The following is a 26733-nucleotide window of genomic DNA, read 5'->3' on the forward strand; positions in this document are numbered from 1 at the left end:
GTTATGGCTCAGCCCTTGGCACCGGCGCACATGACCTCGGCAGAGGCCACCACTTCGCCGTTGACCTTGGCTTCGCCGTAGTACCAGCCCATGTTGCGGATCAGCCGCTTCATCTGCACGTCCAGCAGCAGCACATCGCCCGGCACCACCTGCTTGTTGAAGCGGGCGTTCTCCACCTTGACCATGTAGAACAGCTTGGACTGCGCATCGCGGCCGAGCGAGAGCTGGGTCATCACACCGCCGGCCTGCGCCAGTGCCTCGATGATCAGCACGCCGGGCATGATCGGGCGGCCCGGGAAATGGCCCTGGAAGAACGGCTCGTTGATGCTCACGTTCTTCTGGGCAAGGATGCGCTTGGCGTCCACATCCAGCTCGAGGACCTTGTCCACCAGCAGGAACGGGTAGCGGTGCGGGATCAGCTCCTGGATCTGGAGGACATCGATCGGAAGCTGCAGCGTGTCGTTCATTCTTTCTCCTTGCTCACAGCCAGGATGCGCCGGGCCAGCGTATCGAGCTGCTTGAAGCGCGCGGCGTTCTTGCGCCACGTGCGGTTGTCGGTCAACGGGGTGCCGGACGAATACTCGCCCGGCTCATGGATGGAGTTGCGCACCACCGATTTGCCGGTGATCACGACCTTGTCGCAGATCTCCAGGTGGCCGACCACGCCTACGTGGCCGCCGAGCAGGCAGTAACGTCCGATCTTGGCGCTGCCGGCAATGCCGGTGCAGCCAGCGATGGCCGAGTGCGCGCCGATCTGCACGTTGTGTGCGATCTGCACCAGGTTGTCCAGGCGCACGTCTTCGTCCAGCACGGTGTCTTCCAGCGCGCCGCGGTCCACGCAGGTGTTGGCGCCGATTTCGCAGTCGTCGCCGATGCGCACGCCGCCAAGCTGCGGCACCTTGATCCACCTGCCCGCGTCCATCGCCAGGCCGAAGCCATCGGCGCCGAGCACGGCGCCGGGGTGGACCCGCACACGCTTGCCCAGCCGGACGCGGGTGACCAGGGTGACCCGGGCGATCAGTTCGCAGCCGTTGTCCAGGCTGCAATCCTCGCCGATCACGCTGCCGGTGCCGATGATGCAGTTCTCGCCGACCACGCTGCGGGCGCCGATGGACACGAACGGACCGATATGGGCGCTGGCTGCGACCTGGGCGGTGGGATCGATGACGGCGCTGGGATGGATGCCCGGCGGGCGCGTCGGTGCGATGTCGAACAGCGCGGCGATCTTGGCGAAGGTGGTGTACGGGTCCTTGGCCACGAGCGCGGCGCCGGGAGCCGCCTCGGCATCGTCGGCACGCAGCACCACCAGCGAGGCCTGGCTGTCGGCCAGCTGGGTGCGGTAGCGCGGATTGGCGAGGAAGGTCAGCTGGCCAGGGCCGGCATGGGCGAGGGTGGCCACGCCATGGATGGCGGTGGCGGGGTCGCCATGGACCTGCAGGCCGAACTGCTCGGCGAGTTGCTGGGCGGTGTAGGAGGGAGTATTCACGGCGGGAGTTTAACGTGTGACGCCATTGCGGTCATGCGGGGGGCAGTTGTGCAGCCAACGGCGGGGCCCCTCGCGGCCGGCAGAGCCAGGCTCATGGGCTGGGTCGGACGGGTCGGGGCTGCGGGGGACGGCGCAAGTACGTCCCTGTAGCCTTGATCGCCGCATCCATGCGGCTCACACCCCCGCAGCCCCGACCCGCCCGACCTCTGACAGCGTGGCGCGAGTGCCAGCCGCGGAAAACAGAAAAGATCAAAAGCAGATCGTGCGCTTCAGCCATCCGGGTTAAACGAAAACGCCGGGCAGAGCCCGGCGCTTCGTACCCCGTCTGGTGGAGAGCCCCCCTTCTGTTAAGGGGGGCGCGCCAGCGGCGCGGGGGATAGGGGGTAGGTCGGGACCCGCTGCTTGCGCAGCAAGCCGCGGCGCACCTTCGGTGGTCAGTTCTTAGAACTGCCCACCGAAGGTGAATTGCAGGCGCTCGATCTTGTCGTCGTCTTCCTTCTTCAGCGGGAACGCATAGCTGATCGAGATCGGGCCGACCGGGGCGCGCCACAGCAGGGCCACACCGGTGGACACACGCAGTTCGTTGGCCTTGAAGTTGTCGGCGCCGTTGTAGACGTTGCCGAAGTCGACGAAGGCAGACACGCGGGCCGACGGGCTGTCGAACAGACGCGGGAAGTAGGCTTCGATCGAACCGACGGTCTTCAGCGAGCCACCCAGCGGCTGGCCCTCCGGATAGCCCATGGTGACTTCGCGCGGGCCCAGCGTGTTGTCCTCGAAGCCGCGCACCGAGTTGGTACCGCCGGCGTAGAAGTTCTCGTAGAACGGCAGGCCGCTGGCGGTGACCGTCTTCCTGTAATCCGGTGAGCCCGGGTTGCAGTTCACGGTCTGCACCGGGTTCGGGTTGGCCTCGGTCGGCGCGGTGTAGCAGAGATCACGCGAGGTGTCCTTGCCGTAGCTGTCGCCGTAGCCGATTTCCGCACGCGTGTTGATCACCAGCGACGGCATGATCGGCCAGTACTTGGAGATCTGGTAGTTCAGCTTGTAGTACTCGACGGTCGAACCCGGCAGCGTGGTCTCCAGGCCGATGCGCTGGTAGGTACCGCGGGTCGGCATGAAGTAGTCGTTGCGCGAGTCGCGTGCCCAGCCGAGCTCGGTGCGCCAGGCATGGAAGGTGCGGCGGCCGACGGCGTTGATGTAGTCGATGATCGATTGCGGCGTCGCGTTCTGGTACGTCGAGATCTGGTTGCTGTCGATGCCGAACATCAGCGAGACCGAGTCGGTTTCGGTCAGCGGCACGCCGAACACCACCTGCGCGGCACCGTTGGTGCTGTTGTACTGCGCGGTGTTGAAGTCGGAGTAGTCCAGTTCGCGCCAGGACAGGTTGTAGCCCAGCGACACGCCGTCATCGGTGAAGTACGGGTTGGTGTAGCTGAAGCCATAGCGCTGCAGGTAGCTGCTGCGCGAGGCTTCCACCGACACGCGGTTGCCGCCGCCGAGGAAGTTGTTCTGCGACAGCTGCACGGAAGTGGTCATGCCGTAGGACTGCGAGTAGCCCAGGCCGAACACGAAGCTGCCGGAGGTGGTTTCCTTGACGTTGTAGACGACGTCGACCTGGTCGTTGCTGCCGCTGACGGCCGGGGTTTCCACATCCACCGATTCGAAATAGCCCAGGCGCTGCAGGCGGATCTTGGAGCGGTCGATCGCGGCCTGCGAGTACCAGCTGTTCTCGAACTGGCGCATTTCGCGACGCATCACCTCGTCGGAGGTGCGGGTATTGCCGCGGAAGACGATACGACGCACCGACACGCGTGGGCCCGGCACCACCTGCATGTTGATGGCAACGGTCTGGTCAGCACGGTTGGTGGTCGGGATCGGGTTCACCTTGGCGAACGCGTAGCCGATGTTGGACAGCGAGTTGGTGATCGTGTCCGAGCTGAATTCCAGCAGCGCCCGCGAGAAGGTGTCGCCGGACTTCTGGATCACCATGCGCTCCACGTCCTCCTGCGGGAGGATGGTGTCGCCGCTGACCTTGATCTCGGAGATCTTGTACTGCTCACCCTCGGTCACGCCGGCGGTGAGGAACATGTCGCGCTTGTCGGGGCTGATCGACACCTGGGTGGAGTCGATGCTGAAGTCGACGTAGCCCCGGTCGAGGTACCACGAGTTCAGCTTTTCCAGGTCGCCGGACAGCTTTTCCTTGGAGTACTGGTCATCGCGGCGGTACCACGAGGCCCAGTTGTGCTCCTTGGATTCCCAGGTTTCCAGGATGTCCTTGCTGTCGTACTTCTCGGTGCCGACCAGGTTGACATGGCGGATCTTGGCCGCCTTGCCTTCCTTGATCGCGATGGCGATGTCCACACGGTTGCGGTCCAGCGGGCTCACCGTCGGGGTGATCTCGACGTTGTACTTGCCGCGGTCGTTGTACTGGCGGCGCAGTTCCTGGGTCACGCGGTCCAGGCTCAGGCGATCGAACGTGCCACCTTCGGTCAGGCCGATGTCGGACAGGCCCTTCAGCAGCTGGTCGGACTTGATGTCCTTGTTGCCGGTCACGGTCAGCTTGTTGATCGCCGGGCGTTCCTTGACCGTCACCACCAGGATGTTGCCCTGGCGGTCCAGCTGCACGTCCTCAAAGAAGCCGGTCTTGTACAGGGCGCGGATGGTTTCGCCGACCTTGCTGTCGGTGACCGTCTCGCCACGCTCCACCGGCAGGTAGGTGAATACCGTACCCGAGCTGATGCGCTGCAGGCCGTCGACGCGGATATCGCTGACAGTGAAGGGCTCGGCTGCCTGGGCCAGGGCGGGAGCGCCGGTGACGGCGGCGAGGGCGAGGGCCAGCAGGCGGCGATTGGGGAGTCGCGTCATGTCACGTCCGGTAGGAAGGTCGATTTCATTGGTGCGGGATGCCGACGCTGTAGACGGCAACAACGTGGAAAAGTTCATCGCGGGACCAGGCCGAGGATGTCGTTGTAGAACGCCAACCCCATCAGCCCGGCCAGCAACGCCAGGCCGATGTATTGGCCGGCGGCGATGGCACGCTCGCTCAGCGGGCTGCCCTTGACCAACTCGATAAGGTAATACAGCAGGTGGCCGCCGTCCAAGATCGGGATCGGCAGCAGATTGATGATGCACAGGCTCAGCGACAGCAGCGCGAGGAACTGCAGGAACCAGTCGAGCCCACGTTTGGCCGATACATTGGCCACACGGGCGATGGTGACCGGGCCGGAAACGTTCTGCAGCGAGGCCTTGCCGGTCACGATGCGGGCCATCATGCCCAGCGAGTCGGCGGCCAGCCGGCCGGTTTCACGCACCGCCACGGTGACCGCGTCCAGGGGCCCGTAACGCAGCAGGGTGTCGTAGGCCGGGCTGTAGGTGGTGGGGAAACCGACGCCGATCTGCCAGACCGGCTCGCCCTTGCCGTCCTTGCCCTGGCGCGGAGTCACTTCCAGTGCCAGCCGCTCGCCGCCACGCAGGACTTCGATCATGCCGGGGCCGCCGGTGCGGCCCAGGGCCTGGATTTCGCCGATCACCTGGTCGACGCTGTCAATGCGCTGCCCGTCGATGGCCACGATGAGGTCGCCCGGCTGCAGCTGGCCCGCAACAACGGAATCCGGTGTGAGCCTGTCGACCAGGGCGGGCTGCAGCCATGACTGCCAGTACAGGCCCGCCAGGATCGGCACCCGCCGTTCATCGAAGCCTGCCGGCAGCTGCGACAGCGGCAGGGTACGGGCATGCACCTGATCGCTGCGGTCGATCACGTCCAGCGTGACATCACGACGGTCCATCGCTGCCGCGGTCAGGGCCATGCTGGCCTCGCCCAGGGTGCTGACCGGGCGGTCGTCCACGCGCAGCACGCGGTCACCACTGTTGAGCCCCGCCGTCGCCGCGATGCCGCTGGTGCGGCCGAGGGTGGGCGAATAGTCCTGCTTGCCGATCACGAACATCGCCCACAGCAGCAGGATGCACAGCAGCAGGTTGGCGACCGGCCCGGCAGCAACGATGGCGATGCGCTGCCAGACCGTCTTGTGGTTGAACGCCTGGCCGCGTTCCTGCGGATGCACCTCGACTTCGCGCTCGTCGAGGAATTTCACATAGCCGCCCAGCGGAATCGCAGCAATGGCGAATTCGGTTCCATGCCGGTCGCGCCGCGACCACAGCGGCCGGCCAAAGCCGACAGAGAAGCGCAGCACCTTGACTCCGCACAGGCGGCCGACCCAGTAATGCCCGAGCTCGTGGAAGGTGACCAGCAGCCCCAGGCTGACAATCATCCACCAGACCGATCCGATGAAGTCAGTCATGCAGGCTCACGTTGGCGGGCAGGGGCGGCGGCGTCATGCAGGGCTGGGCAGGCGGGCGGTTCAGGCGGCGTCGATGGCGTTCAGGGTCAGCAGGCGTGCGCGCTGGTCGGCGGACAACAGGACCTCCAGTGTATCGGCTGGCTCGGTCGGCAGTGTTGAAAGAGCGTTAGCAACCAGCGCCGGGATGGTCAGGAAACCGATCCGGCCCTGAAGAAACGCTGAAACGGCCTCTTCGTTGGCGGCGTTCAGCATCGCCGGGGCGGTGCCACCGGCGCGCATCGCCTGCCAGGCCAGCGCCAGGCAGGGGAAGGCCTCGGTATCGGGCGCCTCGAAATCCAGCCGACCCTGCGCCAGCAGATCCAGCCCGGCCACGCCCGAGGCGATGCGTTGCGGCCAGCCCAGGCCAACGGCCAGGGTGGTGCGCATGTCCGGCAGGCCCATCTGCGCCAGGGTCGAGCCGTCGACGAATTCGACCAGCGAATGGACCAGGCTCTGCGGATGGACCAGCACCTCGATGCGTTCACCCGGCACGGCGAACAGGTGGTGGGCCTCGATCACTTCCAGGCCCTTGTTCATCAGGGTCGCGGAATCGACCGAGATCTTCGGCCCCATCGACCACTTCGGGTGGGCCACGGCCTGGGCCGGGGTGACCTGCGCCAGTTCGGCGCGGCTGCGGCCACGGAACGGGCCACCGGAGGCGGTGAGCAGGATCCGGCGCACCCCGGCGCCTTCGAGGCTGGCGTCGCGCGAGCGCAGGCACTGGAAGATGGCGCTGTGCTCGCTGTCGATCGGGATGATCTCGGCCCCGGCACGTTCGGCGGTACGGGTCAGCAGTTCGCCCGCCAGTACCAGTGATTCCTTGTTCGCCAGCAGGATGCGCTTGCCCGCGGCGGCGGCGGCCAGGGTCGAGGACAGCCCTGCCGCGCCGACGATGGCGGCCACCACGGTGTCGCAGGCGTCACTGGCGGCCAGCTGGTCAAGCGCTGCCTGGCCGGCGTGGGCCTGGGTCGCCAGGCCGGCCTCGCGCAGACCGTCGCGCAGCGCAGGGTACAGGGCCTCGTCGGCGATCACCGCGTGCAGGGGCTGATGCTGGCGGCACAGCGCAAGCAGCGCCTGCACCTGGCGGCCGGCGGCAAGCACGGTGGCCCGGTAGCGCTGCGGATGGCGCGCGATCACATCCAGGGTGGAGGCACCGATCGATCCGGTGGCGCCGAACACGGCGACCCGGCGCAGGTCTGCTGCTGCATGCATGGTCAGAATCCGAAGATTTCCTTGCCCAGCGCGAACACCGGCACGGCTGCCAGGACGCCGTCGACACGGTCGAGCACGCCACCATGGCCCGGGATCAGGTTGCCCGAGTCCTTGGCACCGGCATGGCGCTTGATCAGGCTCTCAAACAGATCGCCCAGCACCGAGGCCAGCACGGCGACCACGGACGTGATCAGCAGGCCCGGCAGGTGGGCCAGGTCGATACCGGCCAGCCAGCCCAGGCCGACGGCCACGGCCACGCCGGCCAGCAGGCCGCCGACCAGGCCTTCCCAGGTCTTGTTCGGGCTGATGCGCGGGGCCAGCTTGTGCCTGCCGAAGCGGCGGCCGGCAAAGTAGGCGCCCGAATCGGCGGCCCAGACCAGCGCCAGCGCGGCCAGCAGCCACAGATGCCCCTGCTGGCCGGGCGGGTCGCCGCCGGCGTGGATCAGCACCAGTGCGGCCCAGGCCGGCACGATGGCCAGTGTGCCGGCCAGCAGCTTGAGGATGCGCGCGGGGCTGCCCGGCTGTGCACCGAAGTTGAAGAAGCGCAGCCAGACCAGCGCCGCCAGCCACCAGGCGACGCCGACCAGCGTGGTGATCTGGAACAGCACCAGGGTACTGCCGTCGGCCCACACCAGCAGCACCATCAGCAGCAGGTTCAATACCAGCAGCACGGTGCGCGCCAGGGTGTCTTCGACGTCGGCCAGCTTCAGCCATTCCCACAGGCCGATCAGCAGGACGGCGGCGGCCGCGGCGGCCAGCCATTGCGTCGGCAGCAGCAGGATCGCGGCAATGGCGACCGGCGCCATGATCAGCGCGGCGAGGACTCGGGTCTTGGTCATGGGCTGGACGTCTCGGTGGCCAGGGCGGCGATCTGGGCGCTGGTCAGGCCGAAGCGGCGCTCACGGCCCGCATAGGCATCCAGCGCCTGTTGCAGCATCGCGGCGTCGAAGTCCGGCCACAGTGCCTCGGTGAACCACAGCTCGGTATAGGCCAGCTGCCACAGCAGGAAATTGCTGATGCGGGTGTCGCCACCGGTGCGGATGAACAGGTCCGGTGCCGGCAGGTCGGCCAGGGCCATCTGCCGGCCCAGCAGCGCCTCGTCGATCTGTTCGGGCAGCAGGCGACCGGCCGCCACTTCGGCAGCCAGTGCGCGCGCCGCGCGGGCGATGTCCTGGCGGCCGCCATAGCTGGCGGCGATCGACAGGGTCAGCGTGGTGTTGCCGGCGGTGCGCTGTTCGGCCAGCTGCATGCGGCTGACCAGCGAGGCGCCGAAGCGCTCGCGCTCGCCGATGAAGCGCACGCGCACGCCGCGGCGGTGCAGCTCGTCCACTTCGCGGTCGAGCGCACCCAGGAACAGCTTCATCAACGCATCGACTTCGTCCTGCGGCCGGCCCCAGTTCTCGCTGGAGAAGGCGAACAGGGTCAGCGCCGGGATGCCCAGTTCAAGGCAGCGCTCGATGGTGCGGTTGACCGCGCGCGCGCCGGCACGGTGGCCGATCACGCGCGGGCGGCGGCGCTGCTGTGCCCAGCGTCCGTTGCCATCCATGATGATGGCGACGTGGCGGGGCAGGGCGGCCGGCAGGGGAGGCGGGACTGAAGGCATCGACTTCAGACCGACAACAGTTCCTTTTCCTTGTCCGCGACGACCTTGTCGACATCCTTGATGTTGCTGTCGGTCAGCTTCTGGATATCGTCTTCGCCGCGCTTCTTCTCGTCTTCGCTGATCGCCTTGTCCTTGACCAGCTTGGCGATTTCCTTGTTCGCGTCCTGACGGATGTTGCGGATCGCGATCTTGGCGCCTTCGCCTTCCTTCTGCACCTGCTTGACCAGTTCCTTGCGGCGCTCTTCGGTCGGCGGCGGCATGTTGATGCGGATCGCGGTGCCCAGCGTATTCGGGGTGAACTCGGCGTTGTACAGCCCCTTCTCGATCTCCTTGATCATGCTCTTGTCGAACGGCGTGACCAGCAGCGAGTGGGCGTCGGCGTTGGAGATCGAGGCGACCTGGTTCAGCGGGGTGCTGGCATTGCCGTAGGCATTGACGGTGACGCGGTCCAGCAGGGCCGGAGTAGCACGCCCGGTGCGGATCGAGGTGAGGGTGTGCTTCAGAGCGTCGATGCTCTTGGCCATGCGCGTCTGCGCGTTGTTCTTGATGTCGTTGAGCATCGCCCGGGTCCTGGATGTAACTGGAATCGGGCGATTATAGGCGAATACAGGACGCTGCCGGGCCTGGATCGGCCCGGGCGTCGCCTTGCGCTCAGGCTCAGGCCGGGTCGCGGCCCTGGACCAGGGTGCCGATGTTCTCGCCGCTGAGGATCTTCAGCAGCTCGCCCGGCTGGCCCATGTCGAACACCCGCATCGGCAGATCGCTGTCGCGGGCCAGTGCGAAGGCGGCGGTGTCCATCACTTCCAGGCCGCGGCGGATCACCTCGTCGTAGCTCAGGCTGTCGAAGCGGACCGCGTCGCTGTGCTTGTTCGGATCCTTGTCGTACACGCCATCGACCTTGGTGGCCTTGAGCAGCAGGTCCGCACCGATCTCGATGGCACGCAGGGCTGCGCCGGAATCGGTGGTGAAGAAGGGGCTGCCGACGCCGGCGGCGAAGATCACCAGCCGGCCTTTTTCCAGGTGACGGATGGCGCGGCGGCGGATGTAGTCCTCGCACACGTCGTTGATCTTGATCGCGCTCATCACGCGGGCCTTGGCGCCCAGCTTCTCCAGGGCGTCCTGCATGGCCAGCGCGTTGATGACGGTGGCCAGCATGCCCATCTGGTCGCCGGTGACCCGGTCCATGCCGCCGGCAGCGAGGCCGGCGCCGCGGAAGATGTTGCCGCCGCCGATCACCAGTGCCACTTCGGCCCCTGCCTGCTGGGCCTCGATCACTTCACGGGCCAGGCGGTTGATGACCTTCGGGTCGATGCCGTAGTCCTCGTCTCCCATCAGCGCCTCCCCGGAGAGTTTCAGCAGGATGCGGCGATAGGCGAGCTTGGACATGGGGACCTCGGGTGCGTGGAAATCGCGGGCGATTCTACGCGCATGCGGCGCCCGGCCAAAGTGTTTTGTGCACTGCGGCGCAAAATCGGCTGGATCGCCCCGCTCATCGGGGCGTCCCGTTCAGCCCGCTTCGAGGCCGGCAGTGGCGGACAGTTCGTCGTGGCCCAGCGCGCCGGGGGAGCGGGCGATCACCCGGTTGCGGCCCAGGTTCTTGGATCGATACAGCACGTCATCGGCGGCGCGCAGCAGGTCCTGCACGTCGGCGAAGCGTTCGTAGCCCCCCTGCGTGGCCACGCCGGCGGAGAAGGTGACGAACAGCGGCCCTCCCTCGAGTTCGGCCATCGGCGTGGCGACGATGTTCGCCAGTACGCGCCGGATCACCTCCAGCGCTACCGATTCGCTGGTATTGGGCAGCAGCGCCACGAACTCCTCGCCACCGAAGCGGGCGACGGTGTCGCTGTTGCGCAGCTGGCCCTGCAGTTTGCCGGCGAAGGCGCGCAGCACCTCGTCGCCGGTCAGATGACCGTGAGCGTCGTTGATCTTCTTGAAGTCGTCCAGGTCGATGAAGGCCACCGAAAGCGGCCAGCCATGCCGGCCGGCGCGCAGGAATTCCTGCTCCAGCACCGCTTCCAGCTGGCGCCGGTTGAGTACGCCGGTCAGCGCGTCACGGTGGGCCTGGTCGGCCAGCCGCTTGGCGCGCGCCTCGAATTCATCGGCGCGTCGCCGTGCCTGGTCGGCATCCTGCAGTTCGCGCAGGTTGCGCAGGGTGGCCAGCTCCTGTGCGTGATCGATCAGTTCGTGCACCCGCGCCGGAGAATTCAGGCCGGCTTCGAACAGGCTGGCGATATCGGGCAGGGCATCGCTGATGCGGGCCAGGACCTGGTCGAAGCGGGCGCTGTCCAGATCCAGGCGGTCATGCACCTGCTGCAGCGCCCGTTCGCGGGCCGCGTCGGCGTCGCCGTCCAGCCAGATGTCGGCGACCGCGCCGGACAGTTGCACGCACGCCTGGAAGGGCGAATCGGCGGCGTCCTCGTCTTCGCTGTGGCTGATGCTCTCCACCAGGTAGCGCGGCAGGCCCCACTGCTCGGCCACCCAGGCGCCGACATCGGCGTGGCTGCAGCCCAGCACGTTGCGCTCGCGGGCAACCAGGTCGAGGTTGTCGCGTGCTTCACGCAGCAGGGGCAGGTAGCGCTCGGCTTCGGCCTGGGCCAGGCACAGCACGCCCATGTCCTGCAGCAGTCCGGCCAGCATCAGTTCTTCCAGGCGGCGCAGCCCGCGCGCCTGGCCAAGCTGGCTGGCAGCCAGTGCACTGAGGATGCTGCGCTTCCAGGCCCGCTGCCGCAGGTCGTGATCGGCACCGCTTCCGGTCAGTCCCTGGGTGACCGTGAAACCCAGCGCCAGACTGATGGTGGCGTTGAGGCCCAGCATGGTCAGTGCCTGGCCGAGATTCTCGATGCGCCGCCGGCTGGCATACAGCGGCGAGTTGGCGATGCGCAGCATGCGGGCGCTGAGCGCCATGTCGATGGCGATGATGTCGGCGGCGGTGGCGATGTCCGCTTCCGGATCCTGGGCCAGTTCGATGATGCGCAGGGCAATACCGGGTGGCGAGGGAAGGTTGCGGCAGAGCGCCAGGGCAGCTGTCAGCTCGGGAGGCATGGCGGATCGTTCAATTCCATTAGGGCAAGAATACCTAGGAATTCATCACAGTCTGCGACTTTCTATCCTGCTATGTGACTGAGGATTCCCTGCGCCGAGTATCGGCCTGATTCGCGCGCAACGCAAAGTTCACCGACGGCATAAAAAAAGAGCCGCGGTTCCCCGCGGCTCCTTGTGGTCGCTTCACAGCCGGAAGGCTGGACTCAGACCTGCATCGCCTTGGCAACTTCGGCGGCGTAGTCTTCCACCACCTTCTCGATGCCTTCGCCGACGACCAGCAGCTGGAAACCAGCGACGTCGGCACCGGCGGCCTTGACCACCTGCTCGACGGTCTTGTCGCCGTCCAGCACATAGGCCTGGCCGTACAGGGTCACTTCGCTGACGATCTTGTTGATCTTGCCGCTGATGATCTTTTCCAGGATATCGGCCGGCTTCGACTTGTCCTTCTCGGACATCTTGGCCAGTTCGATTTCCTTTTCCTTCTCGACGAAGTCGGCCGGAACGTCGGCGGCCTTGTTGTGCGGCGGCTTCAGCGCAGCCACGTGCATGGCCAGGCCGCGGGCCAGTTCGGCGTCGCCGCCGACCAGGTCCACCAGGACGCCGACCTTGCCATTGGTGTGGACGTAGGCACCCACGGTGTTGTTGCCGTCGACCTTGGCGATGCGGCGGATCTGGATGTTCTCACCCAGCTTCTGCACGGCCAGGGCGCGGGCTTCTTCGACGGTCTCGCCGGAGGCCAGCTTGGCGGTCTTCAGCGCTTCGACGTCGGCAGCGCCCGATGCCAGGGCGGCAGCGGCAACGGCGTCGACGAAGGTCTTGAAGTTGACGTCGTTGGCGACGAAGTCGGTTTCCGAGTTGACTTCGACCAGCACGGCCTTGCCGCCGTCCTGTGCCAGGCCCAGACGGCCTTCGGCGGCCACGCGGTCAGCCTTCTTGTCGGCCTTGGCAGCGCCGGACTTGCGCAGCAGTTCCGCCGCAGCGTCGATGTCGCCGGCGGCTTCGGTCAGCGCCTTCTTGCATTCCATCATGCCGGCGCCGGTGCGCTCGCGCAGTTCCTTGACCAGGGAAGCAGTGATTTCCACGGGATTACCTCACGAAAGAAAGGGGTTGGGCCGGCATGGTGGCCGGCCCGTATGACATGGTCCTGTCACGCGCCGAGGGCGGCATGCAGGAGGGGTGGGCGCTGGGGCCCACCCCGGGGCCTGGATCAGGCCTGGGCTTCGTCGCCCTTCTTGGCGGTCTTCTTGGCCGGAGCGCGACGGGCCGGCTTCTCTTCGCCTTCAGCGGCGGCTTCAGCGAACTCTTCCTCGCGCACCGAGGCGGCGTGCGGAGCAGCGGCCTTGCCTTCCAGCACGGCGTCGGCGGCGGCACGGGCGTACAGCTGCACGGCGCGGATGGCGTCGTCGTTGCCCGGGATGGCGTAATCGACCAGCTCCGGGTTGTAGTTGGTATCAACCACGGCGATCACCGGGATGCCGAGCTTCTTGGCTTCCTTGATGGCGATGTCTTCGTGGCCGATGTCGATGACGAAGATGGCGTCCGGCAGACGGTTCATGTCCTTGATGCCGCCCAGCGAGGCTTCCAGCTTGTCGCGCTCGCGACGCAGGCCCAGCACTTCGTGCTTGACCAGCTTCTCGAAGGTGCCGTCGGTTTCACCGGCTTCCAGTTCCTTCAGGCGGGCAACCGACTGCTTGACGGTACGGAAGTTGGTCAGGGTGCCGCCCAGCCAACGCTGGTTCATGAACGGCATGCCGCAACGCTCGGCTTCTTCCTTGATGGTTTCGCGGGCGCTGCGCTTGGTGCCCAGGAACAGGACGGTGCCGCGCTTCTGGGCAACCGACGAGATGAAGTTCATCGCGTCGTTGAACAGCGGGACGGTCTTTTCCAGGTTGATGATGTGGATCTTGCCGCGGGCGCCGAAGATGTACGGAGCCATCTTCGGGTTCCAGTAACGGGTCTGGTGGCCGAAGTGGACGCCGGCTTCCAGCATCTGACGCATGGTGACCTGGGGCATTGCAGTACTCCTGATATGGAACCAGCGATTCCGCCCGCGGGACAGGTATGCGGGACGCGTGGAAGCGCGATCGGTTCCGGGGTTGGGCTTCCCTGTTGCCTCCGTGGCCGAACTCCTTGCGGAGCACCCCGGCACGGATGGGGGCAGCAGGTGTGGATTCACCGGTGACGTCCGGTGTGGACGGGGTCCCGCGCACGGGGCGGCAGGACATCCCGGCGATTATAGCCCGGCGGGCGGGTTCACCGCAATTGACGGGTCCCATGCGTCCAGAACGACCTCCCGGCCGTCCTGCAGGCGGGCCCGGAAGCGGCCGCCGAGATAGCCGTCGCGGCGTGCCGGCAACGTCCAGCGCCTTTCCCGTCCTGCCAGCACATAGCCGGCCAGGCCCGGCAGCAGCACGCTGCGATGGCCGCCGGCGGACTCGAATGAAAGCCCGTTCAGGCGCGCATGCAGGCGGCCCGGGTTGTCCAGTCGCAGATGAGTCTGCGACCCGTTGGATTCGACGCGGGCACGCACGGCCGGGCGCGCTGACGACGCAGCCGCACCCTGGAACAGCGGCAGCGAGTAGCGTGGCAGGCTGCTTCTGCTGGGGGCAAGCACGATACGGTAGGCCTGCTCGGCAGCGACCGGTACGGCGCTGCGGGGCAGCAGCCAGAGCCGCTGGCGGGCGCCGGGCGCCAGATCCAGTCGGGTCGGACTGGCCAGGATGCGGTCGCTCGGCTGCAGCCGTTCGGCGTCCAGCTGCTGCTCCCACGCCAGGATCTGCACCTCGCCCTGCCAGCGCTCGGGGCCGGGGTTGTGCAGCCAGAGTTCGGTGCGGCCCCCTTCGGCGGGCAGCTGCAGGGTCGTGGGCAGCAGGTCCAGTGCGGCGGCAGGCAGCCCCGGCAGCAGCAGGAACAGGGCAAGGAGTGCGCGCATCGGCATCAGTAGATGAATGTCGGCGCGGCGGAAGCGTCGTCGGTGGGCGAGGCTGGCGCGGGGGCGAGTTCACGCAGCTGTGCCGGCAGCTGCGGGGCATCGCTGCGCTGGTGCGGAACGGCACACGCGCGGCCGCCGGCATCGCCCTGGCAGGCTTCCACTACGACCAGGCGCACCTGCACCGGGGCTGCCGGCTCGGCCCAGGCCAGGGGGGCGGCGAGCATCATCGCCAGGATCGGAACTGCGCGAACCACCTGTCATCCACCGTGCCGGGATACCTGCTGGACGCTATCGGCCGGGCGCGCCGGATCTGTAGGGGCAGGTGCTCCCGGCACCGGATTAGTAGGTGATCGTCACCTGCACCACATCGTTGTAGGTACCTGCCGGCGGCTGGCCGGTGACCGGCGGCACCCGGCCGTAGATCGTCAGCTGCTGCGCACTGCCGGTACCGGTTCCGCTGGCGGTATCGACCGTGAGCGCGTTGCCCCAGCGCTGGTTGCGTGCGCTGTCGCGGTACAGTTCATAGGCCAGGTAGTAACTGCTGCCCCCGATGGTGGTGCGCATGCGCCGGGTCGGGGTGGCCGGGGGATTGTTCTGGCCGTTGTCCAGGCCGATCTGGAATGCCGTGTTCTTCAGGCAGGTCAGGGTCAGGGTGGCGGTCTGGTCGATGTTGCTGGTGATGCTGCCGGTGACGTTGCCGAAGTCCAGAGGGGTGGTGAGGTAGCTGCCGCACTGTGGCAGCACGGTCGCGGTCGCGGTGAAGCTGAAGGCCGCGCTGGCGCTGTTGGTACCGGTGGCGCCGCCGTTGCAGGTGGCCGGTACGGTGGCGTTGCCGAGCAGCACTTCGTTCCAGGCCCAGGTCAGCACCACGTCGGCGCCGCTGAAGGTGCTGCTGTAGTTGCCCGCGGCCAGCACCTGGTTGGCCGGGATCTGTGCGAACAGCTGGGTGGACTGCGCGCCGCTGCCGCCGACCACCAGCGGCACGTTGTAGGTCATGGTCAGCTCCTGCGCTGGCGGCGTACCGCGGGGAACCAGGCCGGTGACCTGGCTGTAGCCGGCATTGTTGTAGAGCTGGAAGTTCAGGGTGTCGGGAGGGGTGCCGGTACTGGTGCGCAGGGTCCGCCAGGTGCTGCTGCTGCCACCGCCGCTGCCGGCACCGATGCCCACGCACACGCGCACGCCGGTGGTGGCCAGCAGGCTCAGCGCCGCCGTCGTGCAGGTGACGGTGATGTTCAGCGTGGCCGAGGTGGGGCCGGGGGCATTGCTGTTGACGTTGCCGAACGGCAGGGTGGGGTTGGCGGTGGCCGTGCACACCGCCGCCGCGTGCGCCGGTGTGGCGGCCAGCAGGCCGAGCACGAGCAGCAGGCCGAGCAGGGGCACCTTCATGGCGCCACCTCGGGAATGCACGGTACCGGTGCCGGGCGGGGCCGGGCGCCGCTGGCAGCCACTTCCGGTGTGGCCGGCACTTTCACCCGGCACTGGCTGCGGCTGGTGGTGATGTACAGCACGCTGCCCGGCGCCACGTCCTCCAGGTACAGCAGGCCGTCGTAGCCGACGGTGGCCTGGCGACCCTGCGGCAGCTGCACTTCGCTGCCCACCTCCAGCGGTTGTCCGGCCATGTCCTGCAGGACCAGGGTCAGCGACGGCCGCGAGCGCAGATGGAACGTCACGCCGGTGCCGGCGCGCTGGCGGGGTGTCACCCAGTCCTCGACGCGGTCGGCGCGCATGTCCGCCGGCAGGTCGAGAGTGTCGATGGAGACCCGGTTGCGCTGCCACGACAGCAGGGGGCTGACCAGCAGCAGGCCACGGTCGTCGGTGACGCCGATCAGGCGGTTTTCCAGCCGTACCGGGACACCGGCGACGCCGCTGGTGCTGACCACCGCGAAGGCGTCGGAGACCTCGCGGGTGGCAAAGGTGTGCCCGTCCATCCACACCAGGCTGCCGCTGGCGCTGGCATAGGCGTAGTCAATGCCGGCCTGGCGCGATGCGCCGAGCGCGTAACGCCCCACGTCGTTGAGGATGCCGACCTCGGCCAGGCCGCCTGTGCCCTCGTCACCCCCGCGCACCTGCGCGCGCCAGCCGATGCCGCCGGCACTGCCATCGCCGGGAACCGGCTGGGTGATATCGGCCACCCAGGCCTGGCTGTCGCCGTTGCGCTGGCTGGAGAGGCTGGCCTGGCGGTTGTTGCCGAGGCTGGCGCTCACTGACAGGTAGATGTTGCGGTCGTCACTGGTGTCCAGGTTCTGGTTGACCGACAGGTAGGCCGACCAGCGCTGGCTCCAGGTACGCGACCAGAACAGGCTGGCATAGCGGTTGTCGTCGCCATCGGGGTAGCGCAGCCGCAGGTAGCTTGCGCTCAGCGTTCCCAGCCCCAGCAGATCGAGACCGGCAGTGGCCTGTTCGCTGATGCGCGGGGGCAGATTGTCCTGCAGCGCGCCCAGATCGCGGTAGTCGCCGTGGGTGCGTACGCTGCGCACATTGAAATTGAAGCGGCGGTTGTTCCAGCTGTAGCCCAGTGCCCATTGGCCGCCCTGCAGGCCCTGCAGGCGGCTGTGCGCGTAGGCGGCATTGAACACGCCGGCCTCGCCCGCCAGCCACCAGCCACCGACGCCGGCCTGCAGCAGGCCGCCACCGCCTTCGGCGTGCGCTTCGCCGGTAAAGGTGTCACTGATGCCACCACGCCAGCTGGCACTGGCCACCGTGCGGCTGTCGTACTCGAAGGAGCGCTCGCCGAACGCTTCGCGCAGTTGTCCGGCACCGACCGACCAGTCCGACAGGCCCTTGGCCAGCAGCTGCTGGGTGCCATAGAAGCTGAAATCCAGCGTCTGCATGCGGCCGAAGGCATCGGTCACCACGACCTGCGCGGTGCCGGTGCCGCTGATGCCCGGCTGTGCCGCCAGCTGGAACGGTCCGACCGGCACCTGGCCGCTGTACTGGCGCAACCCGTCGACGTACAGCTCCACCGTTGACGGCACCACCGCCTCGCCCAGGAATCCGGGCGTCGGTGTCAGCACGCGGTAGGGCTGCAGCCCGTAGTTGCGTCCGACCTGCACGCCGCCCAGGCGCACCGGCCGGGTCCAGTCGACAAAGCCGCTGTAGAAATCACCGATCTCCAGCGTGGTCGCCGATTCGGGGAAATCCAGTGTCCAGTGCGTATCCAGGCGCACGCTTTCGCTGCGCCAGCGACGGTCGTCCGGCTGCTGGTAGCGACGGGTGACCGCCGTGTTCTCGAAGGTGCCGCTGCCGACGCCGAACAGGCGCAGTTCCGAGCTCAGGGTAAGGTTACCGAGTGTTTCGATGCGGCTGCCGTACACGTCGTAGTTGAGCAGCAGGCCCGGCGAGGCGCTGCCGGCCGGCGTACGCACCTGCGGGCGGCCGAGCAGGGTGGTGGGCAGGGTCAGCTGGTCCAGCGGCACATCCAGCGCCAGTGTCTGCAGCTGGGCGTCGTAGCGCGCGACCACGCCGCTGATCTGATCCAGAAACACCGGTGCATCGCCGGTGGCACTGAAGCCGAGCTGGCGCAGCACCTCCGGGCTGGCCTGCAGGCGGCCGCGTGCTTCAGTGAAGGGCAGCAGGCCGCGCGGCGTGCTGTTCAGCGAGACGTCCAGGTACAGCGTCTGGCTGGCCGTCAGGGGTGTCGGGGGAGGCAGCAGGGCATCGGCGGAGACGCCGGAGATGCCGGACACGTCGGCGGCCGGAGCCGCGGGAACCCACGCGGCAGCGAGCACCGTGCCCACCACCGCCTCAGCGAGCCGGTGGCGGCGATAGCGGTGTCTGCGTCGACTCGCCATTGATCTTGGCCGTGATCTGGTCGTTGTCCCGGTCGACCGCCGTGCGCTCCACGGGCCAGCGCATCACCTGGCCGGGCAGCACATAGCCCAGCAGGCCGGGGTGGACGATACGCGGGCGTTCGACACTGCCCAGCGCCAGGTCGGCGATCTGCGCGTAGCTGTCGCCGGAATTGCCGATCTCGACGCCACTGCGACCATCGTCCAGCCGCAGCAGGCGTGCCTGCAGGCGCGGCGCCGGCGTGCCCCCAGCCGGCTGGATGAACACCGGGATCGAATAGCGCAGCACGAACTGCATGCCGCTGGCGCGGGTGGCCAGGTCCGGCACTTCGTCGACGATCAGGCGGTAATGCTGCTGGGAGGCCGGTGCCTCGCTGTCCGTGCGCATCACCCGCACCAGCTGCTGCTGGCCTGCGGCCAGTTCCTGCATCGGTGGAGTTGCCAGTAGCCCATCGGCAGGCAGCAGCTGCTCATTGCCATCCTGCTGGACCCAGCGGAACACCCGCACCTGCAGCTTCACCGGCGCGGTCCCGCTGTTGGTCAGCCACAGCTCGGCGGCACGCTGGCGGGGCTCCAGCTGCAGGGTGGTGGGCGCGACCTGCAGGCTGGTGGCGGCGGAGGTGGCCATGGCGCTGGCCAGCAGGCAGGCGAGCAACGCCACGCCGGCGGCGCGCCACAGGCGGGGTCGGGACATGGAGGCGTGCTCCATCAATAAGTGATCGTGGCGGTGATCGTGTCCAGGTAGTTGCCGGCGGCCGCGTTGTTGGTGCTCAGGTTCAGGATCTGGCCGTAGACGATGTAGGGGACCGCCAGGCCCGTGCCGATGCCGGCCTGGGTATTGGTGCCGGTCGTCGACCCCCAGACCAGGCTGTGTGCCGCGTCGCGGTACAGCTGGTAACCGACGTAGTTGTTGGCGGTCACCGCCGCGTCGGTGTTCTTCATGCGCCGGGTGGTGACGTCGCCGGCCGTACCGGCGTTCGCACCCGCGTTCAGCGCGATCGTATACGGGGTCAGCGCAGAGCACTGGGCGGTCACCGTGCCCTGGCCCAGGGTAGGTATCGCGGTGGTCGATGCGGCGGTACCGAAGTCGACGTTGGTGGCGGCCGCGGCCGTGATCGTGCAGGCCTTGGTGACCACGAGGGTGACGTTGAAGGTGGTGGTATCGGCCGCCAGCGCCGGGCCGGCCAGCAGCAGCGCGGTCATGGCCCCGGCAAGGGAGGAGCGCAGTGGGATTCGCATGGACAACCTCCTTGACCCGAAGGTCCGTTGAACAAGGCGAAGGCGGCACGTTCGAGGCCGCTTCGGCGACGCTGGCGCCAGCTTAGGACCGCCAAGTGTCTGTAATCCGTGATAAACAGGGGCTGCGGAATGTGGGCGCGATCACGCTTTCGCTCGCCTTGCCGGAACTGTGCATGGCCGGGAACGTCCAGTTGGGTGGCGTTCGTTCAGATTGCGGCCGGATCGGCGATAATGGGCGCCATGAGCGTGAATCTGAAAACCCCGCAGGAAATCGAGATGATGCGCATCGCCGGCCGCCTGGCCAGCGAAGTGCTGGACATCGTCACCCCCCACGTCAAGCCCGGTGTCACCACCGAGGAACTGGACCGCATCTGCCATGACCATATCGTCAACGTGCAGGGCGCCATTCCGGCCAACGTCGGCTACCGCGGCTTCCCCAAGACCGTGTGCACCTCGGTCAACAATGTCATCTGCCACGGCATTCCGAGCGAAGGCAAGGTGCTCAAGGACGGCGACATCGTCAACATCGACGTGACCGTCATCAAGGATGGCTGGCACGGCGACACCAGTCGCATGTACTTCGTCGGCACACCGTCGGTGATGGCGCGCCGCCTGGTGGAGACCACCTACGAAGCGATGTGGCGCGGCATCCGCGCGGTACGTCCGGGGGCGACCCTGGGCGACATCGGCCACGCGATCCAGAGCTATGCCGAAGGCGAGCGCTTCAGCGTGGTGCGCGAGTACTGCGGCCACGGCATCGGCAAGGTCTATCACGACGAGCCGCAGGTGGTGCATTACGGTCGCCCGGGGCAGGGCCTGGTGCTGCAGCCGGGCATGACCTTCACCATCGAGCCGATGATCAACGAGGGCACCCGCTACAACAAGGTGCTGCCGGATGGCTGGACCGTGGTGACCAAGGACCGCAAGCTGTCGGCGCAGTGGGAGCACATGATCGCGGTCACCGAGACCGGCGTTGACGTGCTGACCCTGTCGCCGGGCGAATCGCAGGTCTCCTGAGGATGCTGCCGGCGAGTTCGCTGCTGGACACGCCGGCCGCGTCGCTCAACGACCCGGACTGGGCTTCCGCTGCACGGCAGGCCTTGCAGCAGGCCGATGCGCGGCTGTACCGCCGTTTCGACCAGGGCGACAACATCGAGCGCCTGCTGGCACTGCGCGCGCGCGCGGCCGATCACCTGATCCGGCTGGCGTGGCAGCGCTGCCTGCCGTCCGACAGCGGGCTGTCCCTGTTCGCAGTGGGCGGCTACGGCCGTGGGGAGCTGTTCCCACGTTCTGACATCGATCTGCTGGTGTTCGGCGCGCCGCCAGCGCAGCTCGCCCACGAAGCGGGCCTGGCGCGGTTGTTCGCCCTGCTGTGGGATTGCGGATTGGCGGTCAGCCATGCCGTGCGCTCGGCGGCGCAGTGCCGCGAGGCGGCCGCCGACCAGACCGTGCTGACCGCGCTGATCGAAGCGCGCCCGATCCTGGCCGACGATGCGGCGCGCCGGGCGCTGCGCGAAGCAACCGACGACGACAGCGGACTGTGGCCGGCGCGCACCTTCTTCCTGGCCAAGCTGGAGGAACTGCGCAACCGCCACCAGCGTTTCGGCGATACCGCCGACAACCTCGAGCCCGATCTGAAGGATGGCCCCGGCGGGCTGCGTGATCTCAATACGCTGGGGTGGATGGCGCTGCGCGCGTTCGGCGTTCGCGACCTTGAGGCGCTGGTCGGGTTGGGCCATCTGGGTGCCGACGAAGCCGCGGCGCTCCAGCGCGAGCGCGCGGTGCTGGCGCGCCTGCGCTTCGGCCTGCACCTGGTGGCACGGCGGCCGGAGGAGCGCCTCCGCTTCGATTACCAGAAGACACTGGCCGCGCGGCTGGGTTTTGAGGACGACGCCGAGAACCTGGGCGTCGAGAAGATGATGCAGGGGTTCTATCGCGCCGCTTCGGTGGTGCGCCGGATCAGCGACCGCCTGCTGCAACGCTTCGAGGAGCAGTTCGACGGCGAAGCGCTGCCGGAACCGCTGACCGTGGGTTTCTCGCTGCGCCGCGGCTATCTGGCGGCGAACGAGGCGGCGTGGCCGCGCGGCGACATCGGCCAGGTGTTCGCCCTGTTCGCCGGCTGGGCCAACAACCCGCAGGTGCGTGGCCTGCATTCGCTGACCGCGCGCGCACTGGCCGAGTCGCTGCCGCTGCTGCCCGCCTATGACCAGGCCGATGCCGATGCGCGTGAGCAGTTCATGGCGCTGCTGCGTGGCCAGCGCCCGGTCGACACGCTCTCGCGGATGGCCCGGCTGGGTGTGCTGGGCCAGTGGATTCCCGCGTTCGCCCAGGTCAGCGGGCGCATGCAGTTCGACCTGTTCCACGTCTACACCGTCGATCAGCACACGCTGATGGTTCTGCGCAATATCGGCCAGTTCGCCAGCAGCCGTGCCGACGAGCGCTTCTCGATCGCGCATGAAGTGTGGCCGCGGCTGCGCAAGCCGGAGCTGCTGCTGCTGGCCGGGCTGTTCCATGACATTGCCAAGGGCCGCGGCGGCGATCATTCCGAGCTGGGAGCGGTGGATGCGCGCGCGTTCTGCCAGGCGCATGCGCTCAGTGCCTCGGATACCGAACTGGTGGCGTGGCTGGTCGAACAGCACCTGCGCATGTCGGTGACAGCGCAGAAGCAGGACATCGCCGATCCGGCCGTGATCCATCGTTTCGCAACCCTGGTCGGCAGCCGCGACCGCCTCGACTACCTGTACCTGCTGACCTGCGCCGACATCGCCGGCACCAGCCCCAAGCTGTGGAACGCCTGGAAGGACCGGCTGCTGGCCGATCTGTACTTCGCCACGCGGCGCGCACTGCGCGAGGGCCTGGAGCATCCGGTGCCGGCCGCCGAGCGCGTTGCCGAGGCGCGTGACAGCGTGCGCGCGCTGGTACGCGAACAGGGCTATGACGACGCCACGATCGACCGCCAGTTCGCCGTCATGCCTGATGAAGGCTTCATCCGCCTGCGTCCGGAGCAGCTGGCCTGGCAGGCCGCTGCGCTGGTGCCGGTGAAGCAGGGCCAGGCGCTGGTGAAGGTGCGCCGCATCAGCGTCGACGACCCCGCGCTGGAAGTGTTCGTGCATTCGCCGGATCGCGACGGCCTGTTTGCTGCCATCGTGATGACGCTGGACCGCAAGGGCTACGGCATCCATCGCGCACGGGTACTGGACGGCCCCGCGGGCACCATCTTCGATACCTTTGAGGTCAGCCCCGCCGATACCTTCGCCGATGGCAGCAGCGCCAACCTGGAAGCTGCGCTGCGCGAGGCGCTGGCCGGTGACCTGGGCCGTCTGCGCCCGTCGCGGCGGGTGGTGCCGCGGCAGCTGCGTCACTTCCGCTTCGTGCCGCGCATCGAGTTCCGCGATGAGCCTGGCGCAACCCGATTCGCCCTGGTCGCACCCGACCGCCCCGGCCTGCTGGCCGACGTGGCGTTCGTGCTGCGCAACCAGGGCCTGCGCGTGCATGACGCGCGCATTGCCACGTTCGGCGAACGCGCCGAAGACACCTTCGTGATCAGTGACGAACACGACCTCCCCCTGACCGAACCCGCCCGGCAGCAGCTGCATGACGCGATGCTGGCCTGCCTGGACCCTGATCGAAACGCCGGAGACCCCACCTGATGGCCACCAAGCCTGCAAAGAAGACCGCCGCGACCGCCAAGAGCGCAGCGGCCCGAAAGACCACTGCCGCGACGGCCGCAAAGAAGACCGTTGCCCCGGTGAAGAAGGTGGCTGCCGCGAAGAAGCCGGCGCCGAAGAAGGCCCCGGCCAAGAGCGCGGAAGCCGCGCGCGCCGAGACCATCGCCCGCAAGTCGCTGCGCAGGCCGGCCGCGCCGGGCGTGGAAGAACTGAAGTTCGGCATCGAAAGCGCCTTCGAGCGCCGCGCGACGCTGACCCTGCATGAACTGGAGGGCTCGACCCGGGTGCTGGTCAACCGCGTGATCGACGGCCTGGAAAGCGGCGAGTTCCGTGTCGCCGAGCCGGACGGGCAGGGGGGCTGGAAAGTCAACGAATGGCTGAAGAAGGCGGTGCTGCTGTACTTCCGTGTCAATGACATGGCGGTGGTCGATGCCCGTCCGGCCCCGTTCTGGGACAAGGTCGAATCGCGCTTTGCCGGATACGATGAAGCGAAGTTCCGTCGTGCCGGGGTACGCGTGGTGCCGGGCGCGATCGCGCGCCGAGGTACCTACTTCGGCAAGGATGTGGTGCTGATGCCGAGCTTCACCAACATCGGCGCCCATGTCGGCGAGGGCACGATGGTCGATACCTGGGCCACCGTCGGTTCCTGTGCGCAGATCGGCCAGCATTGCCACCTGTCCGGTGGCGCCGGCATCGGCGGCGTGCTCGAACCGCTGCAGGCCAGCCCGACCATCATCGAAGACCATTGCTTCATCGGCGCGCGTTCGGAAGTGGTGGAGGGCGTAGTGGTCGGCCACCACAGCGTGATCGGCATGGGCGTGTTCCTCAGCCAGAGCACCCGCATCTACAACCGCGCCACCGGCGAGATCACCTACGGCTACATCCCGCCGTACAGCGTGGTGGTGTCGGGCTCGCTGCCGAGCAAGGACGGCACGCACTCGCTGTACTGCGCGGTGATCGTCAAGCAGGTCGATGCCCGCACCCGCAGCAAGACCAGCGTCAACGATCTTCTGCGCGGCCTGGCGGACTGACGATGACTGCGCCGGACGACCTGGCGCAGTCCGCGATCTACCGGCATCCGTTCGACAACGTGTTCGCGCGGATGCTGCCGCGCCTGCTGCACGCACCGCGCTGGACCCGGCTGCGCCGCGCACTGTCGCGGCGCTGGCCGATGCCGGCGCTGGCCAGCGATGTGCGCGATGTGATCTACGCCAGCTGGTGGGTCGATGTGCGCCATGCGCCGTCACCGCCACCTGGCCATCACTACGTGGTCCATGCCGGTCGTACGCCTTACACCATCCTCAGCTATCGGCACGGTCACTTCGGGCCGGCCCTGGCCGGCCCTCTGCGGGCGCTGATGCCATCGCCGCAGCAGAGCAACTGGCGCTGGTACCTGCGCCGCGACGACGATCCGGACGGCACCCCGGTCGTGCTGTTCGACCGCAACGTGATGGATCAGCTGGCCTTCGTCGCCGGTGCGCGTGCCTTCAGCGATGCCATGCAACCTCATCTCTCCGTGCACTTCGCACATGTGCTTGGGGCCGATGGCGGCGGCCATACCCTGATCGAAGGTGGGCACGGCAGCGCGCCGGCGCTTCGACTGCAGTGGCAGGTTGCCGCAGGCTGGGACGATGCCACGTGGTCGGCGGCCTTTGGCGGCCATCACGCCCTGCTGCGTTTCCTGACCTGCCAGGACGAGGCCATCGCCCGTACCTGTGACGGGCACTGGGCCAGCACCCGCATCGACCTGCCGGTGGAGCTGACCCATCTGCGGCCGTTGCACCTGCAGGGTACGCTGCAGTGTCCACGCCTGCAGGCGATGGGCGTTGCGCTGCCCGACGGGCTGGCCTTCCACCTGCCACGCGTGCCGTTCCGGGTCGTGTCCGAGCGTCTGTTGTGAGATTCTGCCCCTCTGTTTTCCAGCATTGCCGATGGCCATGAGCACCACTGTCTACGGATTGAAGAACTGCGATACCTGCAAGAAGGCGACCAAGTGGCTGGACCGCTTCGGCGTGCCATACACCTTCGTCGACTACCGCGAGACCAAGCCCGGCCCGGAAACGCTGGTCGAGTGGGCCGCGCAGCTGGGCGGCCTGTCCGCGATGGTCAACCGGTCATCGACCACCTGGCGGCAACTGCCGGACAACCGCAAGGCGGCCGCCTCCGATGCCGAGTGGAAGCTGCTGCTGCGCGAGTACCCGCAGCTGATCAAGCGCCCGCTGGTGGTGACGTCCGACGGCAAGGTCAGCCAGGGATTCAGCGACAACGGGTTCAAGGCGCGCTTCGGCGTGGGTGGCGCGTGAGCGCGGTGCTGGACCTGGCCTGCGAGCTGATCGCACGGCCATCGGTCACGCCGGACGATGCCGGCTGCCAGGCGCTGCTTGCGGCGCGGCTGCAGCGTGCAGGGTTCGACTGCGAGCACCTGCGCCTGGGCGACGTCGACAACCTCTGGGCGACCCATGGCAGCGGTGCGCCGGTGCTGGTCCTGCTGGGCCACACCGACGTGGTGCCACCGGGACCGCGCGAGGCCTGGCAGAGCGATCCGTTCGTCCCGCAGATCCGCGATGGCGTGCTGTACGGCCGTGGCGCGGCCGACATGAAGGGCAGCGTAGCCGCGTTCGTGATCGCGGCCGAGCAGTTCGCCGCAGCCCACCCGCATCATGCGGGAACGCTGGCGGTGCTGCTGACCAGTGACGAGGAGGGCGATGCGATCGACGGCGTGCGCCATGTCGCGCGCCTGTTCGCAGAGCGTGGCCAGCGCATCGACTGGTGCATCACCGGCGAACCCTCGTCGACCGCAACGCTGGGCGATCTGCTCCGCGTCGGCCGCCGCGGCAGCCTGTCGGCGAAGTTGCGCGTGCAGGGTGTGCAGGGCCATGTGGCCTACCCGGAGAAGGCACGCAACCCGATCCACCAGGCGGCGCCGGCGTTGGCCGAACTGAGTGCGCGGCGCTGGGACGAGGGTTTCGAGAGCTTTCCGCCGACCAGCCTGCAGATCTCCAACATCCATGCCGGCACCGGTGCCAACAACGTGATTCCGGGCGAGCTGGAAGTGGATTTCAACGTCCGCTACAACCCGCATTGGGATGCGCCGAAACTGGAAGCGGAGATCACCGCGCTGCTGGACCGTCACGGCCTGCAGTACACGCTGAAGTGGCACCGCAGCGGCGAGCCGTTCTACACGCCCGAAGGCACGCTGCGTGCCGCCGCGCGCACCGTGCTGGCCGATCACATCGGCGGTGCGCCGGAAGAAAGCACCGGTGGCGGAACATCCGACGCCCGCTTCATCGCGCCCTTGGGCGCGCAGTGCATCGAAGTGGGACCGGTCAACGCCAGCATTCACCAGGTGGACGAGAACGTGCGTGTGGACGAGCTTGAGGCCCTGCCGGGCCTGTACCTGCGGCTGGTCGAGCGCCTGCTGGTGTGAGG

Annotated in this window: 24 protein-coding genes; 6 read left to right on the forward strand and 18 right to left on the reverse strand. The window is 67.8% G+C overall.

Annotation, left to right across the window (positions count from 1 at the left end):
• Nucleotides 1-8: 8 nt before the first annotated feature.
• From fabZ to AC06FB_RS15340, 18 genes are all read right to left on the reverse strand, one after another.
• Nucleotides 9-467: a 3-hydroxyacyl-ACP dehydratase FabZ gene (fabZ, locus tag AC06FB_RS15255; protein ID WP_053519893.1), complete on the reverse strand. Its 459-nt coding sequence runs from the start codon at nt 465-467 to the stop codon at nt 9-11.
• Nucleotides 464-1486, reverse strand: a complete 1023-nt coding sequence (gene lpxD / locus AC06FB_RS15260; RefSeq protein WP_053519892.1) for a UDP-3-O-(3-hydroxymyristoyl)glucosamine N-acyltransferase — start codon at nt 1484-1486, stop codon at nt 464-466. The genes fabZ and lpxD overlap by 4 nt, the downstream gene beginning before the upstream one ends.
• Nucleotides 1487-1927: 441 nt before the next feature.
• Nucleotides 1928-4348, reverse strand: a complete 2421-nt coding sequence (gene bamA / locus AC06FB_RS15265; protein ID WP_065181175.1) for an outer membrane protein assembly factor BamA — start codon at nt 4346-4348, stop codon at nt 1928-1930.
• 74 nt (nt 4349-4422) lie between these two features.
• Nucleotides 4423-5781 carry an RIP metalloprotease RseP gene (rseP, locus tag AC06FB_RS15270; RefSeq protein WP_053518305.1) on the reverse strand — a complete coding sequence of 453 codons (1359 nt, stop codon included), beginning with the start codon at nt 5779-5781 and terminating at the stop codon, nt 4423-4425.
• 60 nt (nt 5782-5841) lie between these two features.
• Nucleotides 5842-7032 carry a 1-deoxy-D-xylulose-5-phosphate reductoisomerase gene (gene dxr / locus AC06FB_RS15275; protein WP_065174697.1) on the reverse strand — a complete coding sequence of 397 codons (1191 nt, stop codon included), beginning with the start codon at nt 7030-7032 and terminating at the stop codon, nt 5842-5844.
• A 2-nt stretch (nt 7033-7034) separates the two neighbouring features.
• Nucleotides 7035-7871 carry a phosphatidate cytidylyltransferase gene (locus AC06FB_RS15280; RefSeq protein WP_074900963.1) on the reverse strand — a complete coding sequence of 279 codons (837 nt, stop codon included), beginning with the start codon at nt 7869-7871 and terminating at the stop codon, nt 7035-7037.
• Nucleotides 7868-8635: a polyprenyl diphosphate synthase gene (gene uppS, locus AC06FB_RS15285; protein WP_065174698.1), complete on the reverse strand. Its 768-nt coding sequence runs from the start codon at nt 8633-8635 to the stop codon at nt 7868-7870. The genes AC06FB_RS15280 and uppS overlap by 4 nt, the downstream gene beginning before the upstream one ends.
• Before the next feature lie 5 nt (nt 8636-8640).
• Nucleotides 8641-9195 (reverse strand): ribosome recycling factor, encoded by a 555-nt coding sequence (gene frr / locus AC06FB_RS15290; RefSeq protein WP_053518312.1) that lies wholly within the window; start codon nt 9193-9195, stop codon nt 8641-8643.
• A gap of 97 nt (nt 9196-9292) precedes the next feature.
• A complete protein-coding gene (gene pyrH, locus AC06FB_RS15295) occupies nt 9293-10021 on the reverse strand; it encodes a UMP kinase (protein WP_053518314.1) in 729 nt (242 codons plus the stop codon).
• A 120-nt stretch (nt 10022-10141) separates the two neighbouring features.
• Nucleotides 10142-11677, reverse strand: a complete 1536-nt coding sequence (locus tag AC06FB_RS15300) for a sensor domain-containing diguanylate cyclase (RefSeq protein ID WP_111185787.1) — start codon at nt 11675-11677, stop codon at nt 10142-10144.
• Between the two features lie 203 nt (nt 11678-11880).
• Entirely contained in the window at nt 11881-12759 is an 879-nt protein-coding gene (gene tsf / locus AC06FB_RS15305) for a translation elongation factor Ts (RefSeq protein WP_053518318.1), read from the reverse strand.
• A 125-nt stretch (nt 12760-12884) separates the two neighbouring features.
• Nucleotides 12885-13691: a 30S ribosomal protein S2 gene (gene rpsB / locus AC06FB_RS15310; protein WP_053518321.1), complete on the reverse strand. Its 807-nt coding sequence runs from the start codon at nt 13689-13691 to the stop codon at nt 12885-12887.
• Nucleotides 13692-13910: 219 nt separating this feature from the next.
• On the reverse strand, nt 13911-14609 hold the full coding sequence (locus AC06FB_RS15315; RefSeq protein ID WP_478053859.1) for a fimbrial biogenesis chaperone: 699 nt from the start codon (nt 14607-14609) through the stop codon (nt 13911-13913).
• Nucleotides 14610-14614: 5 nt separating this feature from the next.
• On the reverse strand, nt 14615-14863 hold the full coding sequence (locus AC06FB_RS15320; protein ID WP_229765838.1) for a hypothetical protein: 249 nt from the start codon (nt 14861-14863) through the stop codon (nt 14615-14617).
• Between the two features lie 85 nt (nt 14864-14948).
• Nucleotides 14949-15995, reverse strand: coding sequence for a spore coat protein U domain-containing protein (locus AC06FB_RS15325; protein WP_197601082.1), 1047 nt, complete (start codon nt 15993-15995; stop codon nt 14949-14951).
• Complete coding sequence (locus AC06FB_RS15330) at nt 15992-18346, reverse strand: fimbria/pilus outer membrane usher protein (protein ID WP_197601103.1); 2355 nt, start codon at nt 18344-18346, stop codon at nt 15992-15994. The genes AC06FB_RS15325 and AC06FB_RS15330 overlap by 4 nt, the downstream gene beginning before the upstream one ends.
• Before the next feature lie 7 nt (nt 18347-18353).
• The gene (locus AC06FB_RS15335; protein ID WP_065174701.1) at nt 18354-19106 is read right to left on the reverse strand and encodes a fimbrial biogenesis chaperone; all 753 of its coding nucleotides are present in this window, start codon (nt 19104-19106) and stop codon (nt 18354-18356) included.
• Nucleotides 19106-19636, reverse strand: coding sequence for a Csu type fimbrial protein (locus AC06FB_RS15340; RefSeq protein ID WP_053518329.1), 531 nt, complete (start codon nt 19634-19636; stop codon nt 19106-19108). Before AC06FB_RS15340 ends, AC06FB_RS15335 begins: the two co-directional genes overlap by 1 nt.
• Nucleotides 19637-19876: 240 nt before the next feature.
• Between AC06FB_RS15340 and map the strand changes: the two genes are divergently transcribed.
• From map to dapE, 6 genes are read left to right on the forward strand one after another with little or no spacing between them, the layout of a single operon-like run.
• Nucleotides 19877-20653, forward strand: coding sequence for a type I methionyl aminopeptidase (gene map / locus AC06FB_RS15345; protein WP_111185881.1), 777 nt, complete (start codon nt 19877-19879; stop codon nt 20651-20653).
• A 20-nt stretch (nt 20654-20673) separates the two neighbouring features.
• Entirely contained in the window at nt 20674-23286 is a 2613-nt protein-coding gene (locus AC06FB_RS15350) for a [protein-PII] uridylyltransferase (RefSeq protein WP_414488209.1), read from the forward strand.
• On the forward strand, nt 23286-24335 hold the full coding sequence (gene dapD, locus AC06FB_RS15355) for a 2,3,4,5-tetrahydropyridine-2,6-dicarboxylate N-succinyltransferase (RefSeq protein WP_053518332.1): 1050 nt from the start codon (nt 23286-23288) through the stop codon (nt 24333-24335). Before AC06FB_RS15350 ends, dapD begins: the two co-directional genes overlap by 1 nt.
• Nucleotides 24336-24337: 2 nt before the next feature.
• Nucleotides 24338-25204: a hypothetical protein gene (locus tag AC06FB_RS15360; protein ID WP_478053860.1), complete on the forward strand. Its 867-nt coding sequence runs from the start codon at nt 24338-24340 to the stop codon at nt 25202-25204.
• A gap of 31 nt (nt 25205-25235) precedes the next feature.
• Nucleotides 25236-25607, forward strand: a complete 372-nt coding sequence (locus tag AC06FB_RS15365) for an arsenate reductase (protein ID WP_180875666.1) — start codon at nt 25236-25238, stop codon at nt 25605-25607.
• Nucleotides 25604-26731 carry a succinyl-diaminopimelate desuccinylase gene (gene dapE / locus AC06FB_RS15370; protein ID WP_478053861.1) on the forward strand — a complete coding sequence of 376 codons (1128 nt, stop codon included), beginning with the start codon at nt 25604-25606 and terminating at the stop codon, nt 26729-26731. The genes AC06FB_RS15365 and dapE overlap by 4 nt, the downstream gene beginning before the upstream one ends.
• Nucleotides 26732-26733: the final 2 nt, after the last annotated feature.

This window comes from Stenotrophomonas sp. Steno-C15 (genome assembly GCF_056393265.1).

Bases quoted from the DNA above. Each gene is read 5' to 3' on its own strand.
- fabZ (WP_053519893.1), bottom strand. From the start codon at position 467: ATGAACGACACGCTGCAGCTTCCGATCGATGTCCTCCAGATCCAGGAG.
- bamA (WP_065181175.1), bottom strand. From the start codon at position 4,348: ATGACGCGACTCCCCAATCGCCGCCTGCTGGCCCTCGCCCTCGCCGCC.
- rseP (WP_053518305.1), bottom strand. From the start codon at position 5,781: ATGACTGACTTCATCGGATCGGTCTGGTGGATGATTGTCAGCCTGGGG.
- dxr (WP_065174697.1), bottom strand. From the start codon at position 7,032: ATGCATGCAGCAGCAGACCTGCGCCGGGTCGCCGTGTTCGGCGCCACC.
- AC06FB_RS15280 (WP_074900963.1), bottom strand. From the start codon at position 7,871: ATGACCAAGACCCGAGTCCTCGCCGCGCTGATCATGGCGCCGGTCGCC.
- uppS (WP_065174698.1), bottom strand. From the start codon at position 8,635: ATGCCTTCAGTCCCGCCTCCCCTGCCGGCCGCCCTGCCCCGCCACGTC.
- frr (WP_053518312.1), bottom strand. From the start codon at position 9,195: ATGCTCAACGACATCAAGAACAACGCGCAGACGCGCATGGCCAAGAGC.
- pyrH (WP_053518314.1), bottom strand. From the start codon at position 10,021: ATGTCCAAGCTCGCCTATCGCCGCATCCTGCTGAAACTCTCCGGGGAG.
- AC06FB_RS15300 (WP_111185787.1), bottom strand. From the start codon at position 11,677: ATGCCTCCCGAGCTGACAGCTGCCCTGGCGCTCTGCCGCAACCTTCCC.
- rpsB (WP_053518321.1), bottom strand. From the start codon at position 13,691: ATGCCCCAGGTCACCATGCGTCAGATGCTGGAAGCCGGCGTCCACTTC.
- AC06FB_RS15315 (WP_478053859.1), bottom strand. From the start codon at position 14,609: ATGCGCGCACTCCTTGCCCTGTTCCTGCTGCTGCCGGGGCTGCCTGCC.
- AC06FB_RS15325 (WP_197601082.1), bottom strand. From the start codon at position 15,995: ATGAAGGTGCCCCTGCTCGGCCTGCTGCTCGTGCTCGGCCTGCTGGCC.
- AC06FB_RS15335 (WP_065174701.1), bottom strand. From the start codon at position 19,106: ATGGAGCACGCCTCCATGTCCCGACCCCGCCTGTGGCGCGCCGCCGGC.
- AC06FB_RS15340 (WP_053518329.1), bottom strand. From the start codon at position 19,636: ATGCGAATCCCACTGCGCTCCTCCCTTGCCGGGGCCATGACCGCGCTG.
- map (WP_111185881.1), top strand. From the start codon at position 19,877: ATGAGCGTGAATCTGAAAACCCCGCAGGAAATCGAGATGATGCGCATC.
- dapD (WP_053518332.1), top strand. From the start codon at position 23,286: ATGGCCACCAAGCCTGCAAAGAAGACCGCCGCGACCGCCAAGAGCGCA.
- AC06FB_RS15360 (WP_478053860.1), top strand. From the start codon at position 24,338: ATGACTGCGCCGGACGACCTGGCGCAGTCCGCGATCTACCGGCATCCG.
- AC06FB_RS15365 (WP_180875666.1), top strand. From the start codon at position 25,236: ATGGCCATGAGCACCACTGTCTACGGATTGAAGAACTGCGATACCTGC.